Source organism: Halotalea alkalilenta DSM 17697 (assembly GCF_000621205.1).
Lineage (GTDB): Bacteria > Pseudomonadota > Gammaproteobacteria > Pseudomonadales > Halomonadaceae > Halotalea > Halotalea alkalilenta.
The window spans coordinates 200,722-217,255 of record NZ_KK211226.1 but is presented as its reverse complement, the minus strand read 5'-3'; the positions used below and the strand labels follow the sequence as shown (position 1 = coordinate 217,255).

16 protein-coding genes are annotated in these 16,534 nt (G+C 67.4%); 10 read left to right on the top strand and 6 right to left on the bottom strand.

Going from position 1 to position 16,534, the window contains the following annotated elements; translation table 11 throughout:
• From Q376_RS0110240 to Q376_RS22215, 3 genes are read left to right on the top strand one after another with little or no spacing between them, the layout of a single operon-like run.
• Entirely contained in the window at positions 1 to 1,707 is a 1,707-nt protein-coding gene (locus Q376_RS0110240; RefSeq protein ID WP_052365120.1) for an ABC transporter permease, read from the top strand.
• Positions 1,695 to 2,732: an ABC transporter ATP-binding protein gene (locus Q376_RS0110235; RefSeq protein WP_027350229.1), complete on the top strand. Its 1,038-nt coding sequence runs from the start codon at positions 1,695 to 1,697 to the stop codon at positions 2,730 to 2,732. The genes Q376_RS0110240 and Q376_RS0110235 overlap by 13 nt, the downstream gene beginning before the upstream one ends.
• Positions 2,729 to 3,832: an MBL fold metallo-hydrolase gene (locus Q376_RS22215; protein WP_081803501.1), complete on the top strand. Its 1,104-nt coding sequence runs from the start codon at positions 2,729 to 2,731 to the stop codon at positions 3,830 to 3,832. The genes Q376_RS0110235 and Q376_RS22215 overlap by 4 nt, the downstream gene beginning before the upstream one ends.
• Here Q376_RS22215 and Q376_RS22210 read toward each other — a convergent pair.
• On the bottom strand, positions 3,816 to 4,475 hold the full coding sequence (locus Q376_RS22210) for a helix-turn-helix transcriptional regulator (RefSeq protein ID WP_052365119.1): 660 nt from the start codon (positions 4,473 to 4,475) through the stop codon (positions 3,816 to 3,818). The genes Q376_RS22215 and Q376_RS22210 overlap by 17 nt on opposite strands.
• A 201-nt stretch (positions 4,476 to 4,676) precedes the next feature.
• On the opposite strand from Q376_RS22210, the gene Q376_RS0110220 reads away from it, so the two are divergent.
• The 5 genes from Q376_RS0110220 to Q376_RS0110200 all read left to right on the top strand — a co-directional run bounded on the left by Q376_RS0110220 (position 4,677) and on the right by Q376_RS0110200 (position 9,263).
• Positions 4,677 to 5,303 carry a superoxide dismutase gene (locus Q376_RS0110220; RefSeq protein ID WP_027350228.1) on the top strand — a complete coding sequence of 209 codons (627 nt, stop codon included), beginning with the start codon at positions 4,677 to 4,679 and terminating at the stop codon, positions 5,301 to 5,303.
• Between the two features lie 241 nt (positions 5,304 to 5,544).
• Positions 5,545 to 6,942, top strand: a complete 1,398-nt coding sequence (locus tag Q376_RS0110215) for a hypothetical protein (RefSeq protein ID WP_027350227.1) — start codon at positions 5,545 to 5,547, stop codon at positions 6,940 to 6,942.
• A gap of 68 nt (positions 6,943 to 7,010) precedes the next feature.
• Positions 7,011 to 7,742, top strand: a complete 732-nt coding sequence (locus tag Q376_RS0110210) for a pirin family protein (protein ID WP_027350226.1) — start codon at positions 7,011 to 7,013, stop codon at positions 7,740 to 7,742.
• Between the two features lie 74 nt (positions 7,743 to 7,816).
• The gene (locus Q376_RS0110205) at positions 7,817 to 8,239 is read left to right on the top strand and encodes a DoxX family protein (RefSeq protein ID WP_211266644.1); all 423 of its coding nucleotides are present in this window, start codon (positions 7,817 to 7,819) and stop codon (positions 8,237 to 8,239) included.
• Positions 8,240 to 8,285: 46 nt separating this feature from the next.
• Positions 8,286 to 9,263, top strand: coding sequence for an NADPH:quinone reductase (locus Q376_RS0110200; RefSeq protein WP_027350224.1), 978 nt, complete (start codon positions 8,286 to 8,288; stop codon positions 9,261 to 9,263).
• Between the two features lie 39 nt (positions 9,264 to 9,302).
• Here Q376_RS0110200 and Q376_RS0110195 read toward each other — a convergent pair whose 3' ends face one another.
• The 5 genes from Q376_RS0110195 to gabT form a co-directional block, all read right to left on the bottom strand.
• The gene (locus Q376_RS0110195) at positions 9,303 to 10,340 is read right to left on the bottom strand and encodes a CobW family GTP-binding protein (RefSeq protein ID WP_027350223.1); all 1,038 of its coding nucleotides are present in this window, start codon (positions 10,338 to 10,340) and stop codon (positions 9,303 to 9,305) included.
• A 136-nt stretch (positions 10,341 to 10,476) separates the two neighbouring features.
• Positions 10,477 to 10,908: a thioredoxin TrxC gene (gene trxC / locus Q376_RS0110190; RefSeq protein WP_027350222.1), complete on the bottom strand. Its 432-nt coding sequence runs from the start codon at positions 10,906 to 10,908 to the stop codon at positions 10,477 to 10,479.
• A gap of 16 nt (positions 10,909 to 10,924) precedes the next feature.
• Positions 10,925 to 11,479: a flavin reductase family protein gene (locus Q376_RS0110185; protein ID WP_027350221.1), complete on the bottom strand. Its 555-nt coding sequence runs from the start codon at positions 11,477 to 11,479 to the stop codon at positions 10,925 to 10,927.
• 93 nt (positions 11,480 to 11,572) lie between these two features.
• The gene (locus Q376_RS0110180) at positions 11,573 to 12,946 is read right to left on the bottom strand and encodes an NAD-dependent succinate-semialdehyde dehydrogenase (protein WP_027350220.1); all 1,374 of its coding nucleotides are present in this window, start codon (positions 12,944 to 12,946) and stop codon (positions 11,573 to 11,575) included.
• Positions 12,947 to 12,970: 24 nt separating this feature from the next.
• Positions 12,971 to 14,239, bottom strand: a complete 1,269-nt coding sequence (gene gabT / locus Q376_RS0110175; RefSeq protein ID WP_027350219.1) for a 4-aminobutyrate--2-oxoglutarate transaminase — start codon at positions 14,237 to 14,239, stop codon at positions 12,971 to 12,973.
• 120 nt (positions 14,240 to 14,359) lie between these two features.
• On the opposite strand from gabT, the gene pdxR reads away from it, so the two are divergent.
• Both pdxR and hpxZ read left to right on the top strand, forming a co-directional pair.
• Positions 14,360 to 15,841, top strand: a complete 1,482-nt coding sequence (pdxR, locus tag Q376_RS0110170) for a MocR-like pyridoxine biosynthesis transcription factor PdxR (protein ID WP_027350218.1) — start codon at positions 14,360 to 14,362, stop codon at positions 15,839 to 15,841.
• 136 nt (positions 15,842 to 15,977) lie between these two features.
• Positions 15,978 to 16,361: an oxalurate catabolism protein HpxZ gene (gene hpxZ / locus Q376_RS0110165; RefSeq protein ID WP_027350217.1), complete on the top strand. Its 384-nt coding sequence runs from the start codon at positions 15,978 to 15,980 to the stop codon at positions 16,359 to 16,361.
• The last annotated feature ends 173 nt before the right edge of the window (positions 16,362 to 16,534 follow it).

The following is a 16,534-nucleotide window of genomic DNA, read 5'->3' as shown; positions in this document are numbered from 1 at the left end:
ATGAGCCTGCGCGCTCGTACCCATGCCCTTGGCCAGGTGCTAGGAACCGCCCCGCTCTGGCTACCGCTGGCGCTGGCCGTGCTGCTCGGCAGCGTGCCGGTGCTGCGCCTCGGCTGGGAGGCGTTGAACGGCGTCGGCTTGTCCGCCGATGCGCCGCTGGTTGCCCTGGCGCGCGCTTCAACCACTTGGCGTGCGCTCGGCAATAGCCTCTACGTCAGTCTTCTCGGCACCATGCTGGCGATGGCGCTGGGGGCGCTGTTCGCCGTGGCGCTGACCATTACCGATCTGTCGCGCAAGGGGCTCTGGGCATTCGCCTTCATGCTGCCGATGATGATTCCGCCCCAGGTCACCGCGCTCGCCTGGCTGCAGCTGTCGGGTCCGGCCAGCCCGCTGCTGGTGACGCTGGGTATCGCACCCGCGCTGGGTTCCGCGCAGCCGCTTTACGGTGCCCACGGCATCGCGCTGCTGCTCGGCGTCCAGCACGCGCCGCTGGTGTTCCTCGCCCTGCGCGCGAACCTGGTGACGCTGCCGGGTGAGCTTGTCGAGGCCGCTCGTCTGGCCGGCGCGGCGCCTCACCGGGTGCTGATCGACCTGGTGCTGCCGCTGGCCGCGCCGGGGCTGATCGCGGGTGGCGCGATCGCCTTCGTCTCGGCGCTGGGCAACTTCGGTATCCCCGCGATGCTCGGTATCCCGGTGGGCTACTACGTGCTGCCGACGCTGATCTACCAGAAACTCAGCGCCCTCGGCTCGATGGTGCTGCCCGAGGTCGCCCAGCTGTCGATGCTGGTCGCTGTGGTGGCGCTGGCGAGCCTCGCGCTGCAGCGTCGCCTGCACCGGCGCTTTGCGCATTTTAGCTGCGCGGGCGGCGGCGCTCGTCTGCCGCTCGGTCGCTGGCGTTGGCCGTTATCGCTGCTGCTGGCGGCGGTGATCGCCTCGGTTCTGGTGGTGCCGGGTCTGGCATTGGTGATGGCCTCGCTGCTTCCCGCCCAGGGCATGGCGTTCGATACCGATACGGTGACGCTCTCGGCCTATGCGGAGATGCTTGGCCGCCAGGGGGTGACGTGGCGGGCGATGAGCAACAGCCTTTTGCTCGCATCGATCGCGGCGGCGATATTGATGGCGTTGAGCCTGCCGCTGGCGTGGCTGCTGGTGCGCCGGCCGAGCCGGCCGCTGGCGCTGTTCGAGGCCGCGATCGAGATTCCCTACGCGCTGCCCGGTGTGGTCCTGGCGGTCGGCTGCATCCTCGCCTTCGCCCGTCCGCTGCCGCTGCTCGGCTTCGGGCTCTACGGCTCGCTGTGGATCATCCTGATCGCCTACCTCGCGCGTTTCATGGTCGTCGCGCTCAAACCGGTGCGGGCGAGCCTGGCCGCCAGCGATCCCGCCCTGGAAGAGGCCGCGCAGCTTGCGGGTGCCGGGCCGCTGCGCCGCTTGGTCGAGCTGTGGCTGCCGCTGCTCGCGCCGGCGGCCTTCGCCGGCGCCCTGCTGGTGTTTCTCACCGCGGTCAACGAGCTCACCGTCTCGGCGCTGCTCTGGGGGCCAGGCTCTGAAACCCTCGGTGTGCTGATCTTCAACCTCGACCAGAGCGGCGATAACGCCCTGGCCTGTGCGCTGTCGGTGATCGTGATGGCGCTGGTCGCCGGGCTGATGCTGGTGCTCGGTGGGCTGGGCCGGCGCTTGCCGCAAGGAGTGATTCCATGGCGGGACTGAGTCTCCAAGCGCTGACCAAGCGCTTCGCCGGGCGTTGCGTGGTCGATGCCCTCGATCTCGATATCGACGATGGTGCCTTCGTCGCCCTGCTGGGCCCCAGCGGCTGCGGCAAGACCACGACCCTGCGGGTGCTGGCGGGTTTCGAGGCCCCCGACGAGGGCCGGCTGCTGCTCGGCGAGCGGCTGCTCGCCGCGGCCGAGAACGGGCGGACCAGCGTGCTGGTGCCGCCCGAGCGGCGCAGCGTCGGCATGGTGTTCCAGTCCTACGCGCTGTGGCCGCACCTCGACGTCGCCGACAACGTTGGCTATGCGCTCAAGCTTCGCGGTGTGCGTGGCCTCGAGCTGCGCCGGCGGGTCGAGCAGGCGCTGGGGACGGTACGCTTGGCCGAATACGGGCGCGCGCGGGTCCAATCGCTCTCCGGCGGCCAGCGCCAGCGGGTCGCACTGGCCCGCTGCCTGGCCGCCGAGCCGCAGGTGGTACTGCTCGACGAGCCGCTGGCGAATCTGGACCGCAGCCTGCGTGCCGAGATGGAAACGCACTTTCGCGATTTCCATCGCCGCACCGGCGCCACCTTCGTCTACGTCACTCACGACCAGTCCGAAGCGATGGCGCTGGCCGACCGGATCGCGGTGCTCGAGGGCGGCCGGCTGGTCCAGTGGGCGAGTCCCGAGACGCTCTATCGCGAGCCGCGTACCGACTGGCTGGCGGGCTTCATCGGCCAGGGCGAGGTGCTGTCGCTTGCGCTGGACGCCGGTGGACGCAAAGTCGAAGGCTCGCGGCTGATGCGTGCCTTGGGCCGCCGGGGTGATCATCCGGTGCTGGTTCGGCCCGAGCACGTGCGCCCGAGCGAGGCGGGCGTGGAGGTCGAGGTGCGCGAGTGCGTGTTCAAGGGCGAGCGCTATGCGTTGAGCCTGGCGCTGCCAGATGGGCAGGCGTTGAAGGGCTATCACGCCACTGCGCTGCGGCCCGGAGAGCGGATCACCGTCACCCTCGAGCAGGGCTGGCGGCTGGAGCGCCAGCGATGAGCGCGCGGATCGAGATACTGAGCGGCGTGGGCGGCAAGCATCCGGCGGCGATCCTGGTCGAGACCGCGGGCGTGCGGCTGCTGCTCGACGCCGGCGCTTCGCTCTGCGCCGAGCGACCTGAATCCTGGTGGCGCGGGCTCGAGGTCGATGCGGTGGTGATCGGTCACGATCATGTCGATCACATCGGCGCGGTGGCCCGGTTGGACCCGCGAATTCCTCTCTACGCCACCGCCCAGACCGCGCGGTCGCTGCCGCCGGGGCGCGATTGGCGGGCGCTGCCGCTGCGTGGTGCGGTGGACATCTTGGGTGTGAAGGTGCGCTGTGGGCAGGCGGGGCACGCGTTGGGCGGCGTCTGGCTGCATCTCGGCATCGGCGGCGGAATCCTCTACAGCGGGGATTTCAGCCTCGAGTCCGCGCTGCTGCCGTTCGATGTGCCTCCCCCCGCGTCAGTGGCGCTGCTCGATGCCTCCTATGGCGCCTATCATTGCGCCCTCGACCAGGCCCAGGCGCGGATCGCCGCCGCGATGACCGGGCCGACGCTGTTTCCGGTGCCGCCCTCCGGCCGGGCGCTGGAGATGGCGCTGTGGTTGCAGCGGGGCTGGCCGGGGGAGTGGTCGATGGACGACGCCTGCCAGGCCGCGCTCGAGGCTGCGCTGGCGGATCCCCAGGCCGCGGAGCTGATTCGACCGTCCGCGCTTGCGGCGCTGGGCCGGCTGCTCGAGCGGCGCCAGGGTTTCGACCCCGGGGCCCGGCTGCTGCTGGCAGCCGACCCCGACGGCCTTGGCGGCACCATGGCGCGGCTGTTGGCCGACCCTCGGCGCCGGCATCGGGCGATCTTCACCGGCCATCTCGATCCACGAGGCCCGCCGGGAATGCGAACGCAGGACCTGCGTCTGCGCTGGAACGTCCATCCACGGCTCGAGGACCTGCGCTGGCTGCTCGAACGCATCGAGGCGGCGCGCTGCGTGCCGCTGTTCACTGCGATCGAGGACGAGGATGCCTGGCGCGCGGCGCTCGGCGTCAGCCTGGTGCTGCCCGCGCAGGTCCTGGGTGAACGGGCGGCGACCCAGGCGCCGGGGCGACTCAGCCTCGCGGTATGATGCGATAGGCGCAGCGTGCGCCGCCGCGCTGCAGGTGCTCTTCGCGCTGGATCTCCACCCCTTCGCCGAGCACCGCTTGGAACAGGCGCAGCTCGCTGGCGCAGAAGGCCTGGCAGCGCCCGGCCGCGGTGCCGATCGGGCAGTGATCCTCGATCAATCGCCAGCCTTCGCCATCGCCAAGCGGCTCGCAGCGCGCCATGTAGCCCTCTGCGTCGCGCAGTTCGACCAACAGTTCGAGTCGTTCGGCGGTGCTCGAGGCCTCGGCGCAGTGGCGAAGGTAGCGGCTGCGCATCTCTTGCTCGCGCTGGCCGAGCAGCAGCTCGACGCCGCTCTCGCCGTGCAGCGACAGCGCCGCGTCGAGCAGCTGTACGCTGAGCTGGGCGTGGGCATCGGGAAAGCGATCATGCCCGCGTGAAGTCAGCCGCCACTGGCGTTTCGGGCGTCCTACCGCGCCTCGGGTCTCGCTGCTCTCGATCAGCCCATTTTCGTCGAGCTTGTTGAGTCGCTGTCGCGCGGCCTCGTGGCTGACCCCGAGGGTGCCTGCGATCTCGGCGATCGTCGAAGCGCCCCGGCGCTTGAGCAGCTCGAGGATGCGGGTCTCGGCGGATGCACCGACGCCAGCGGGGGGATCATGGCGGGTCATCGACTCGGGCTCGGAATGCAACACATGGTTGCATACTAGGGCGTGTTGAGAATAAGGCAACGATCGCGTTGCCGAGCGCATTCTCGTTTGCGTGACGCCCGCAGGGCTCCTAATATCCAAGCGCGCGCTTGTTTTATTCGACGCGCCACCCGAGCCGATGCGGCCGGGCAGAACATAATAGATTCCAGAGGAGTCACAGTAATGGCCTACGAACTTCCGCAACTCCCCTACGCCTACGATGCGCTAGAGCCGCACTTCGACAAGGCGACGATGGAAATCCACCACACCAAGCACCATCAGACCTACGTCACCAATGCCAATGCCGCGCTCGAGAAGCTGCCCGAGTTCGCCAGCCTCTCGGCCGAGGAGCTGGTGGCCAAGCTCGACGACGTGCCTGAAGCCAGCCGCACTGCGATCCGCAACAACGCAGGTGGTCACGCCAACCACTCGCTGTTCTGGACCATCCTCACGCCGAACTCCGAAGGCGCTCCGGTGGGTGAGCTGAAAGCTGCGATCGACAGCACCTTCGGCAGCTTCGAGCAGTTCCAGGAGCAGTTCGAGACCGCCGCCAAGGGGCGCTTCGGCTCCGGCTGGGCATGGCTCACGGTCAAGGATGGCAAGCTCGCGATCGGCTCCACCGCCAACCAGGACAGCCCGCTGTCGCCGAAGTCCCTGGGCGGGCTCGAGGCGACCCCGGTGCTTGGCCTGGACGTGTGGGAACATGCCTACTACCTGAACTACCAGAACCGCCGCCCCGACTACATCAAGGCGTTCTGGAACCTGGTCAACTGGGCCGAAGTAGAAAAACGCTACCAAGCCGCCAAGTAATCCCCGCCCCTGGGCGATCCGCCCGGTGACCGCGTTGCGCCCGCGTCCTTCTGGTCGCGGGCGTTGCGTATCCGCTCGTTGGCTTCGCTCGCTCCCGCGCCTGCATCTTTTGGTGGATGCCGGTGTCGCTGCTGATGCCTTTCCTTATTTGCTGATTTGGGATTGAATCCATAGTCGCCCAAAAGGGTACTCGGACGAGCTCGCGGCCCCGCGGGTGCAGCGAAATAATTTGGAGCAGGGAATGAAGATCGATTCTAACGTCCACCGCGCGGCGCTTTTGGCAGCCGCGGTGGTAGCGCTGCTGTCGGGTTGTAACCAAGGTGCGTCCTCTACCACCACCGCTAAACGTCTCGAGCTCGGTGGTTCGCTGCAAGGCGAGATGACCACCCAGAGCCCGAAGAACTTGAACGACGGCAGCCGCTACGCCGTCGCTGATCTCAAGCTCGATGCCGACACCACGGTGCAGGTGGCGCTGTCGGGAGCGTTGAAGGGCAGGCTTGCGCTGTTCGATCCGGACGGCGCTCTGCTGGCGACGAGCGAGACCGGCTGCGGCTGCGGCGATGATGAGGCCGGGGTGTCGTTGGCCTATCGCAGCGCCCGCGCTGGCGACTATCAGCTGGCGGTGAGCGGCGTCGATCAGAACGACTATGGCCCGTTCCGGTTGAGCTCGAAGACGGTCGACACGCGCAACGACGGCGCGCTGACGCTCGATCAGCCGGTCGATGGCTGGCTCGGGAAAGGTCAGGACGTGAACGAGGGCGGGGCGGAGAATCGCTACAGCTTCGCGATCGAACAGCGGGGCATCTATGAGTTCACCCTCAGTTCGACCGATTTCGACGCTTTCCTCGCGCTCGAGGGCAACGGTGTCTCGCTCGAGGACGACGACGGCGCCGGCGGGCGCGATGCCCGGATCGTCTCTTTGCTCGAGCCCGGAGAGTATGCGCTGGTGGCGAGTGCGATCGATGGCGATCAGGGCTTGTACTCCTTGGTTGCCCAGCAGAAGCAGCTGCCTGAAGGCAGCGAGATCAATAGCGGCGGGCCGATCACCCTGGGCGGCACGCTGACCTCCTACTACGCAGGCCGGCCCGTGGAGTACGAGTTCACGCTCGAGCAGCGCCAGCGGGTGACCATCGATATGCGCTCGAGCGACATCGACAGCTTCCTCGAGCTGAGCGGCAACGGCGTACAGCTCAGCGACGATGACAGTGGGGACACCGGTAACGGGCAGGGTGATGCGCGGATCGATGCCTCGCTGGAGCCGGGTCACTATCGGCTCCAGGCGCGCGCCTACAGTACGGGTACCGGGCTCTTCACCATCACCAGCACCGTTGACGAGGCGCTGCCGCCGGGTGGTGGTGATATCGCCGTCGGAGAGGCGGTCGAGGTCGAGCTCGCTCCTGGCGCGACCGATGAGTATCGCCTCAGCATCACCCGCGCGGGCAGCTACACTCTGATGATGAGTTCCAGCAGTATCGACTCGGTGCTGGCGCTTTCGGGCAACGACGTCGATGCCTCCGACGACGATAGCGGCGGCAACAGCGACGCGCGGCTGGAGGTCGAGCTCTCTCCGGGCGACTACCTGATCGAGGCGAGCTCGTACGGTGGCGAGGGCGGGGCCTACCGTCTGTCGATTCAGTAATCGCGTACCTAGCGCTTTCGATCTTCGTAAGCCCAGGGGTGACGCCCCAATAATGGAGGAGAGCGCAGATGATTGAGCTTCGCCACGCATCCCAGCGCGGCCACGCCGATCACGGCTGGCTGAATTCGTACCACACCTTCTCTTTCGCCGATTACTTCGATCCCGAGCAGATCGGCTTCTCCGACCTGCGGGTAATCAATGACGACCGGGTCGCCCCGGGCCGAGGCTTCGGCCGCCATCCGCACCGCGACATGGAGATATTCTCCTACGTGCTCGAGGGACGAATCGAGCACCGGGACAGCATGGACAACGGTTCGGTGATCGTACCCGGTGACGTGCAGCTGATGAGCGCGGGGCAAGGCGTACTGCACAGCGAGTTCAATCCGTCGGAAACGGATCCGGTTCACTTCCTGCAGATATGGATCGTGCCGGACCGCGTGGGCTACACGCCCCGCTACCTGCAAAGCCACTTCAGCACGGAGCAGAAGCGCGGCAGGCTCAGGATGCTGCTTGCGCCCGAAGGCGAAGGGGAAGAGGCGACCCTGCCGATCCGCCAGGACGTGCGGGTCTACGCCGGGCTCTACGACGGGGACGAGCGAGAGACGCTCACCCTGGCGGAGCAGCGCTTCGCCTACGTCCACCTCGCCAGTGGACGCCTGGTGGTCAATGGCCAGCAGCTCGAGGCGGGCGATGGTGCCAGGCTTCGCGGCGTCGGCGAGATCACCGTCGAGCGCGGCGAGCAGGCCGAAGTGCTGATCTTCGACCTGCGGCCCAACGAGCTGCCGGCCATGCCGGGCTGATCGCCACGGTCCGGCTCGACACAGGGCGCGTTGGAAGACGCTGTCGAATTCATGAAGGCTACCTGGAGTAACGGATGATGCTCGAACCTACCCGACCCGCTGGCACCGATGCTGCGCTGCTCCTCGCTCGGCTGCTGGCCGGGCTTTTGTTTTTGATCTTCGGTGTGATCAAGGTGAGCGGTTTTTCCGCCACCGTCGCGGGAATGGCGGCCGGCGGGGTACCGTTGCCGATGCTCGCCGCGATCATCGCGATACTGGTCGAGCTGCCGCTGGCGATCCTTTTGATGCTCGGCTTCGCGACTCGCCCGCTGGCGCTGGTCTTCGCGGTCTATACGGTGGCGACCGCAGTGCTTGGCCATCCCTATTGGGCGGTGCCGGCGGACCAATGGCTCAATATGCTGACCCACTTCTACAAGAACCTGGCGATCGCTGGCGGCTTCCTCGCGCTTTATGTCGCGGGCCCAGGGCGCTTCTCGCTCGACGCCCGCCGCGGATAGCCAACCGCGAGCGCTTCTCGATCAGCGTCATCAATGGAGAGAACGAATGGCGAAGCGTATCCAGTTCCGCACCCCCGGCGGCCCTGAAGTGCTCGAATACGTGGATTTCGAACCCGCGGCGCCAGGCCCGCAGCAGGTGCGGGTTCGCAATCACGCGATCGGGGTCAATTTCGTCGAAATCTACTACCGCAACGGCCTCTATGCGCCTTCGTCCCTGCCCTCGGGCCTGGGGAGCGAGGGCGCCGGTGTGGTCGAGGCGGTCGGGCACGAGGTCGAGGGCCTGCGCGTGGGTGACCGGGTGGCCTACGGCACCGGCCCACTGGGCAGCTACAGCGAAGTGCATGTGCTGCCGGCCGCGAATCTGGTGAAGCTGCCGGATGCGATCAGCTTCGAACAGGCCGCCGCGGTGATGCTCAAGGGCCTGACCGTACAGTACCTGCTGCGCCAGACCTATGTGGTGCAAAGCGGTGAGACGATCCTGTTTCACGCCGCGGCCGGCGGGGTCGGCTCGATCGCTTGCCAGTGGGCCAGTGCGCTGGGGGCGAAACTGATCGGCACGGTCGGCTCGGCCGAGAAGGCCGCGCGCGCCAAGGCGCTCGGCGCTTGGGAAACCATCGATTACTCCAAGGAGGACGTAGCCGCGCGCGTGCTGGAGCTGACCGACGGCAGGAAGTGCCCGGTGGTCTACGACAGCGTCGGCCGGGACACTTGGCAAACCTCGCTGGACAGCGTGGCGCCGCGCGGGCTGATCGTGAGCTTCGGCAACGCATCCGGGCCGGTGGCGGGGGTCAACCTGGGGGTGCTGGCGCAGAAGGGATCGATCTACGTCACTCGCCCGACCCTGGCCTCCTACGCCGATAGCGCCGAGCATCTGCGCAGCATGGCCGACGAGCTGTTCGGGATGATCGCCAGCGGCAAGATCAAGGTCGATGAGATTCGAAAGTATCCGCTCGAGGATGCGGCGCTCGCGCAAACCGAGCTGTTCGCACGGCGCACCGTGGGCTCGACGATCCTGGTGCCCTGATCCTTGATCGAGCCGGCCGGCGGCGCTGGTTCGATGGCGTCAGCCGGCCAGGAAATTGCGCAGGCTCCGTGTCAGCTCTTCGCGCGGCAGGCCTTTGGTGATGAACACCAGCCGCGAGCCGCGTTCATCGTCGGGCCAGGCGTCGAGCTCCACCGGCGGATGGATCAGGTGCTGTACGCCGTGGATCACGGTTGGCCGCGTGCGGCCCTCGAGATCGAGCAGCCCCTTGAAGCGCAGCATCCGTTCGCCCATCAGCGTCTGCGAAAGCTCGAGCCAGGCCTCCAGCCGGGCGGGAGGAATGGGCTGGTCGAAGCTGATCGAGAAGCTCTCCACCTCGGGGTCGTGCATCGCGACCGGCGCGGCGCCCTGGAGCGGGGCGAGGGCGTCGTTCGGCGCGGCGTTGATCCAGACGAAGGCTTCGGCGAGGCTTGCGCCCTCCCGCGGTGCGCCGATGCCGAGCAGGCGCTCGGCGTCCAGCTCGCCGTGCTCGATCGCCAGCCTCGGGGCTGCGGGGTTGAGTGAGTCCAATCGGGCATCGAGCCGTGAGCGCGAGTCGGGGTCGGACATTTCACGCTTGGTGACCAGCAGCAGGTCCGCCAGCGTGACCTGGCGGCGAGCTTCATCGAAGCGTTCCAGGGTCGACGCACCGTTGACCGCGTCGACCGTGGTCACCACGCCGTCGAGGCGGTAGCGGCGCATCAGGCGCGGGTGCCTGGCCAGGGTGTGCAGCACCGGTGCCGGGTCGGCCAGCCCGCTGCTCTCGATCACCACCCGGTCGAACTGGCGCTGGCCTTGGCGGGCGAACCGCCAGGGTGCATCGCTCAAGGTCTTGACCAGGTCCCCACGTACCGCGCAGCACAGGCAGCCGTTGCTCAGCTCGACCTGGACGTTCTCCTGGCTGGCGGTGAACAGCCGATGATCGAGGCCGATCTCGCCGAACTCGTTGATGATCACCAGGGCGCGCGCCATCGCCGGCTGGCGCACCAGCCGGTTGAGCAGGGTGGTCTTGCCGCTGCCGAGAAAGCCACTCAGCAGGGTGATCGGGATCGGTGAGGGCGATTCGGGTTCGCCGGCCATGCGGGCTCCTCGGCCAGGGACGCAGGGATGGAAGCTGGGCTGCCGCTGTAACGTTACAATATATCGTGTTTTGCGTCAGTGCGCGGCTCGCCGCGCATGCCCTGATGTTTCACATGAAACGCATCGTCGCGCTGCTTCAATGGATGCCATGCGAGCTCAACCATGCCTCGAGCTGAGGGGCGGGCAGAGCGCCGCTTTGGCGCGCGATCTCCCGGCCGTCGCGAAACAGCAGCAGGGTGGGAATCGAGCGGATGCCCCAGCGACCGGCGAGGTTGGGCTGTGCTTCGCTGTCCAGCTTGGCGAAACGGCAGCGTCCCGCATGGCGAAGAGCGGCCTGCTCGAAGACCGGCGCGAAGGCGCGGCAGGGTCCGCACCAGTCGGCCCAGACGTCGATCAGCAGCGGCACGTCGCCTGTGCACTGGGCGCTTGCGTTGGCCTCGGTGAGTACGAACGGTTCGTGTGGGAACAGCGCCGAGTGACAGCGCCCGCAGCGGGCCTCGGTACCGCGGTCGGGATGGATGCGATTGCGCGCATCGCAGGAGGGACAGACGGAAATCATAGTGGACATGGGGTCGGCTCCGTATTCAGAGCATCCAGGGTTCGAACAGTGCGCGGCGATCGACGCTCTCGCCCGAGAGCATGAATTCGCCCTCGCCGCGGTAGTGAAAGGTGCGTGGAGGCGGACCGGGAATCACCTGGGCCGCCACCACTTCGAAGATGAAGAAATCGTAGCGCTCGACCAGCGCATCATCGAACAATTGGCACTCGAAGCAGGCGTGGCAGTCGAGCAGCCGCGGTGCGGCAACCTTGCTGCCGGCACGCGCACTGAGGCCGAACTCGGCGAACTTGTCGCGCTCCGAGCCCGAGCAGTTGCCGATTCGCACCGCGGTGTCGAGCAGCGCCTCCCCTGGCAGGTTGAGTACGCACTGCGAACTCGAGCGGACCAGGTGATGGCTGTGATTGGCCCGTGAGATCACGCAGCCGACCAGCGATGGAGAGAACTCCATCACCGTGTGCCAGCCGAGCGTCATCACATCGCGCTCGCCATCGTAGGCGCTGGTGAGCAGCAGGATCGGCCCGGGCTCGAGGTAGCGGCGTACGTTCTCGACGGGAAAAGCGCGTTTGCGCGGGCGGCCCATCGCGATCTCCAGTGGAAAACCTCACTTGAGATTAGGCCGCGCCGGCCTGGCTTGCTAGTCGAAGTGTTCGTCCAAAGCGATATCTGGCTCGATTCAGCGGCGGTCGAGCCAGACGGTCTGTGGATTGCAGAACTCGCGGATACCGAAGTGGGAGAGCTCGCGACCATAACCGCTCATTTTCACTCCGCCGATCGGTACCCGCGGGTCGGAGGTGGTCGAGCCGTTGATGAACACGCCACCGCTTTCGAACCGTGCCGCGAGCCTTTTGGCGCGCTCCACGTCCGCGCTCCACAGCGCGCCTGAAAGCCCGAAGCGGCTGTCATTGGCGAGTTCGATCGCGTGTTCGGCGTCGCGGGCCTCGATCAGCGCGGCGAGCGGGCCGAAGGTCTCCTCCTCGAAGGCGGTCATCGCCGGCGTCACGCCATCGAGCACGGTGACCGGGTAATGGTTCCCCGGACCTGGCAGCGGCTCGCCGCCGAGCAGCAGGCGGGCGCCCTGGGCGACGCTCTTCTCGACCTGGCCGTGCAGCTCGTCGCGCAGGTCGCGGCGCGCCATCGGGCCGATGTCGGTCGCCGGATCGCGCGGGTCACCGACCTTGAGCGCGCCAGCGCGAGCGAGGAAGCGCTCGCGGAAGGCCGGCATCAGCGCGGCCTCGACGATGATCCGCTTGGCCGCGACGCAGACCTGCCCCGCGTTGGCGAAGCGTGCCTGGACGGCGGCCTCGACCGCGGCGTCGAGATCGGCATCGGCGAGTACCACGAAGGGGTCCGATCCGCCGAGCTCGAGCACGCTCTTCTTCAGCGCCGCGCCCGCGCGGGCGGCGATCTGCGATCCCGCGCGTACGCTGGCGGTGACCGCCACGGCGCGCACCCGCGGGTCGTCGATCAGCATGCCGACCTGGCCGGGCTCGACGTTGACCAGCTCGAACAGCCCCTCGGGCAGCCCCGCCGCGCGCCAGGCTTCGGCCAGTTCAGTGGCCGAGCCGACCACGCTCGGCGCCGGCTTGAGCAGGTAGGCGTTGCCCGAGAGCAGGATCGGCACGGCGTTGCGCATCGCCTGCCACAGTGGGAAATTCCACGGCATCACCGCGAGCACCGTACCCAGCGGGCGGTAGGCGATCCATGCTTTGCCTTCGAGCCCCGGCGCCGGCTCATCAGCGAGCATCGCAGGTCCATGCTCGGCATACCATTCGCAGAGCCTGGCGCATTTTTCGACCTCGGCGTGCGCCTCGCGCAGGGTCTTGCCCATCTCGGCGACCATGGTGTCGGCTAGCCGGTCGGCACGCTGGCGCAGCTGGGCGGCCATGCTGGTCAGCGCCGTGACTCGCCGCTCGAGCGGGGTCTCGCGCCATGCGACGAAGGCGCGGTCGGCGGCGGCGAGGCGCGCCAGAGCGGCGCGGTCGTCGAGATAGGGATGATCGGCGATCGGCTGGCCGGTATGGGGATCGATCGAGACGGCGGCGGTCATTTCAGGCTCCGGATAGGCATATGATCAGATCGAGGCGTCGATCGAGGCTTCGAGCAGGTCGAGCGCCTCGCTGAATACCTCGTCCTGGATGGTCAGCGGATAAAGGAAGCGGATCACATTGGCGTGGACACCGCAGGTCAGCAGCAAAAGGCCGCGGGACAGCGCGGTCTGCTGGATGCGCGTTGCCAGCGCCGCATCCGGCTTGCCGTCGAGATCGAAGAACTCGGCCGCGACCATGCTGCCGAGGCCGCGTACGTCCTTGAGCTGGGGATGGCGGTGCTGGATGGTGGTGAGCCGCTCGCGCAGCCCGTTACCGAGCGCGTCCGCACGCGCCAGCAGCTGCTCCTCCTCGATCACCTCGATCACCGCCTGGGCCGATGCGATCGCCAACGGGTTGCCGGCGTAGGTGCCGCCGAGCGCGCCGGGGATCGGCGCATCCATCAGCTCGGCGCGGCCGACGATGCCGGAAAGCGGCATGCCGCCAGCCAGGCTCTTGGCGAAGGTGGTGATGTCCGCGGCCTGCGCGAAGTGCTGCATGGCGAAGAACTTGCCGGTGCGGGCGAAGCCGCTTTGCACTTCATCGGCGATCATCACGATGCCATGCTGGTCGCAGATTGCACGAATGCGCGCGACGAATTCCGGGGGAGCGGCATAGAAGCCGCCTTCGCCCTGGACTGGCTCGAAGATGATCGCCGCGACCCGGCTCGGCTCGACGTCGCATTTGAACAGCTGCTCGAGCGCGCTGATCGAGTCGTCGACCGAGACGCCGTGGAGCGCGTTGGGGAACGGTGCGCGATAGATGTCTCCCGGCAGGGCGCCTGCGCCGATCTTGTAGGGCGCGGTCTTGCCGGTCAGTGCCAGGGTCAGCGCGGTGCGGCCGTGGAAGGCGCCGCGGAAGGCGATCACCGCCGAGCGCTTGGTCGCGATGCGCGCGACCTTGATCGCGTTCTCGACCGCCTCGGCGCCGGTGGTGAAGAATGCCGCCTTCTTGGCGAAATCGCCGTGGGCACGGGCGGTGATCTTGCTCGCGAGCTCGGCGTAGCCGGCGTAGGGCACGATCTGGTAGGCGGTATGGGTGAAGCACTCGAGCTGGGCGCGGATCGCCTCGAGCAGCTTAGGATGGCGGTGGCCGGTATTGAGCACCGCGATGCCGGCGGCGAAGTCGATGTAGCGGTTGCCGTCGATGTCCCAAATCTCAGCGTTCTCGGCGCGTGCGGCATGGAAGTCGCACATCACCCCGACGCCGCGGGAGACGTGGTCGTGGCGCAGCTGAACGAGCTGTTCGTTGTTCATTGTTCGATCCTCGGAAGGGCTGGCGGGAATAGGCGATAGTAGGGAAGATTGTTAGGTCTATTGGTCCTTGGGTAAAGATCCAATCATGGTGAACCGAAGGGGCCATTTCGAGGGTGAAACATGCGCGACCTGTGGCTCGAACATCTCCAGCTGCGCTTGCCGCAGCGCCCTGATGCGCTGCTCGGCGAGCGGCTCTATGGCTGCATCCGTCAAGCGATCCTCGATGGGGTGTTCGCGACCGGCAGCCGGCTGCCGGCTTCGCGCGAGCTGGCTCAAGGGCTCGGCATTTCGCGTAATACGGTGACCAAGGTGTTCGACCAGCTGCTGGTCGAGGGTTTCCTCACCGCGCGGGTCGGCAGCGGTACTTTCGTCGCCGATCTCGATAGTGCCTACCCGCTGCGCCAGCCCGGCGGCGCCCTGCCCGACGCCAGCAGCGACGCGCCGACCGGCCTGTCGCGGCGCGGAGCCGCGCTGATCGAGCATGCCAGCGCCTCGGTACGCCAATGGGGAGCGTTCATGCCGGGCGTGCCCGACGTGCGGCTCTTCCCCCACGCGCGACTGCAGCGTCGGCTGGCGACGCTCTCCGCCACTGCCGCACCGGGGATGCTGAGCTATCCCGAGCAGGGGGGCGATCCGCAGCTGCGCCGTGCGCTAGCCAACCATCTTACCCTGGTGCGTGGGGTGCACTGCGCGCCGGAGCGAATCCTGATTACCGAGGGCCTGCACCAGGGCATCGACCTGATCAGCCGCCTGCTGGCCGACCCCGGAGACCTCGCCTGGCTCGAGGAGCCTGGCTACTGGGGCATTCGACGGCTGCTCGAGATCAACGGGCTCGATACCCAGCCGGTGGCGGTCGACGACGAGGGGATGCGCCCCGAGGAGCCGTTCGGACGCACTCCCCGGCTGATCTTCACCACCCCGTCGCACCACTATCCGCTCGGTGCGGTGATGAGTATCCAGCGGCGCCGCCAGCTGCTCGACCTGGCCCGGCGCTTCGACGCGCTGATCGTCGAGGACGACTACGACAGCGAGTTCCGCTACTCGGGCAGCCCGATTCCCTCGCTGCAAGGACTCGAGCCCGGGGCGCCGGTGATCTACGCCGGCACCTTCAGCAAGACCATCTATCCGGGGCTGAGGATCGCCTACCTGGTGCTGCCCGAGGCGCTCGCCGAAGGCTTCTCCAGCGCTTACCTGGATCTCCATCGCGGCGGCCACGGACTGACCCAGCGGGCGCTGGCGGAGTTCATCGACAGCGGCGAGTACGCCCGTCATGTCAGGCGCATGCGCAGCGTGTACGGCCGCCGCCGCGAGCAGTTGAGCAGCCTGATCGACGCACGCTTCGGCGCCAGCCTGCTGCCCGCGGACGCCCGCGACCGCGCCGGCCTCCACCTGGTGCTGCAACTGCCCGACGCGGTCGACGACGTCGCACTGGCTGGAGAAGCCGCGGCCCAGGGGGTGCTGGTCCGTCCGCTGTCGCGCTACTACACAGGCCAGACCGTGCGACGCGGGCTGATGCTCGGCTACGCCAGCGTCGACGAAAGCGAGATGCGCGCTCCCTTCGAGCGACTCGCCGCCTGCATCGAACGCGCCATGGCTGAATGAACGAGGGCGTGCAAAGGCTGTTGGCCCTCGCTCTCGTTTCGCTAACTGTCCTTGTGCATTACGCGGGACGCGCGGCAGACATCCAGCGCGGCGGCGCTTATCCTGGCGCATATTCCAGCCGGTGCGAGGAGATACGATGGAAGTCGATAAGCCCGAGGTGCTGCGCGAAGTGAACGCGGCCTGCGATCGTTATGAGGAAGCGCTGATGAGCAACGATCTGGATACCCTCGATGCCCTGTTCTTCGATGCTCCGCAAACGTTGCGCTACGGCGTCGGTGAGAATCTCTATGGGATCGATGAGATTCGTGCTTTTCGTCTTGCGCGCCCCGGCGGTTCGCCGAGCCGCCGGGTGCTGAAGCGGGTGGTGTCGAGCTTCGGCGATGATTTCGCCACCTCCAACCTGGAGTTCCAGCGTGAAGGCAGCGACAAGATCGGTCGCCAGAGTCAGACCTGGCTGCGTACCGACGAAGGCTGGCGAATCGTTGCCGCCCATGTCTCGCTGATTGGCAGCTCGCATTGAGAGCGTGACGGTTCCTTGGAGCGCCGCTCGTTTTGAAAGCGGTTCGACACGTTCACCACATGCTTGGAACGGGGCCTCGGCGCCGACCTCCCCTCCGTTCGTCCCGAGCGGCGTCCATGCGCACCGGCTGCAAGCGTCAGCAAAGGCCGGAGGACGCCAGTCGAGGGACCGGG

What these genes read in the sequence shown, in the direction of transcription:
- Q376_RS0110215 (WP_027350227.1), top strand. Translation starts at nt 5,545, where the DNA reads ATGAAGATCGATTCTAACGTCCACCGCGCGGCGCTTTTGGCAGCCGCG.
- Q376_RS0110200 (WP_027350224.1), top strand. Translation starts at nt 8,286, where the DNA reads ATGGCGAAGCGTATCCAGTTCCGCACCCCCGGCGGCCCTGAAGTGCTC.
- Q376_RS22210 (WP_052365119.1), bottom strand. Translation starts at nt 4,475, where the DNA reads ATGACCCGCCATGATCCCCCCGCTGGCGTCGGTGCATCCGCCGAGACC.
- Q376_RS0110205 (WP_211266644.1), top strand. Translation starts at nt 7,817, where the DNA reads ATGATGCTCGAACCTACCCGACCCGCTGGCACCGATGCTGCGCTGCTC.
- Q376_RS22215 (WP_081803501.1), top strand. Translation starts at nt 2,729, where the DNA reads ATGAGCGCGCGGATCGAGATACTGAGCGGCGTGGGCGGCAAGCATCCG.
- Q376_RS0110185 (WP_027350221.1), bottom strand. Translation starts at nt 11,479, where the DNA reads ATGGGCCGCCCGCGCAAACGCGCTTTTCCCGTCGAGAACGTACGCCGC.
- Q376_RS0110210 (WP_027350226.1), top strand. Translation starts at nt 7,011, where the DNA reads ATGATTGAGCTTCGCCACGCATCCCAGCGCGGCCACGCCGATCACGGC.
- Q376_RS0110240 (WP_052365120.1), top strand. Translation starts at nt 1, where the DNA reads ATGAGCCTGCGCGCTCGTACCCATGCCCTTGGCCAGGTGCTAGGAACC.
- pdxR (WP_027350218.1), top strand. Translation starts at nt 14,360, where the DNA reads ATGCGCGACCTGTGGCTCGAACATCTCCAGCTGCGCTTGCCGCAGCGC.
- Q376_RS0110220 (WP_027350228.1), top strand. Translation starts at nt 4,677, where the DNA reads ATGGCCTACGAACTTCCGCAACTCCCCTACGCCTACGATGCGCTAGAG.
- Q376_RS0110235 (WP_027350229.1), top strand. Translation starts at nt 1,695, where the DNA reads ATGGCGGGACTGAGTCTCCAAGCGCTGACCAAGCGCTTCGCCGGGCGT.
- trxC (WP_027350222.1), bottom strand. Translation starts at nt 10,908, where the DNA reads ATGTCCACTATGATTTCCGTCTGTCCCTCCTGCGATGCGCGCAATCGC.
- gabT (WP_027350219.1), bottom strand. Translation starts at nt 14,239, where the DNA reads ATGAACAACGAACAGCTCGTTCAGCTGCGCCACGACCACGTCTCCCGC.
- Q376_RS0110180 (WP_027350220.1), bottom strand. Translation starts at nt 12,946, where the DNA reads ATGACCGCCGCCGTCTCGATCGATCCCCATACCGGCCAGCCGATCGCC.
- Q376_RS0110195 (WP_027350223.1), bottom strand. Translation starts at nt 10,340, where the DNA reads ATGGCCGGCGAACCCGAATCGCCCTCACCGATCCCGATCACCCTGCTG.
- hpxZ (WP_027350217.1), top strand. Translation starts at nt 15,978, where the DNA reads ATGGAAGTCGATAAGCCCGAGGTGCTGCGCGAAGTGAACGCGGCCTGC.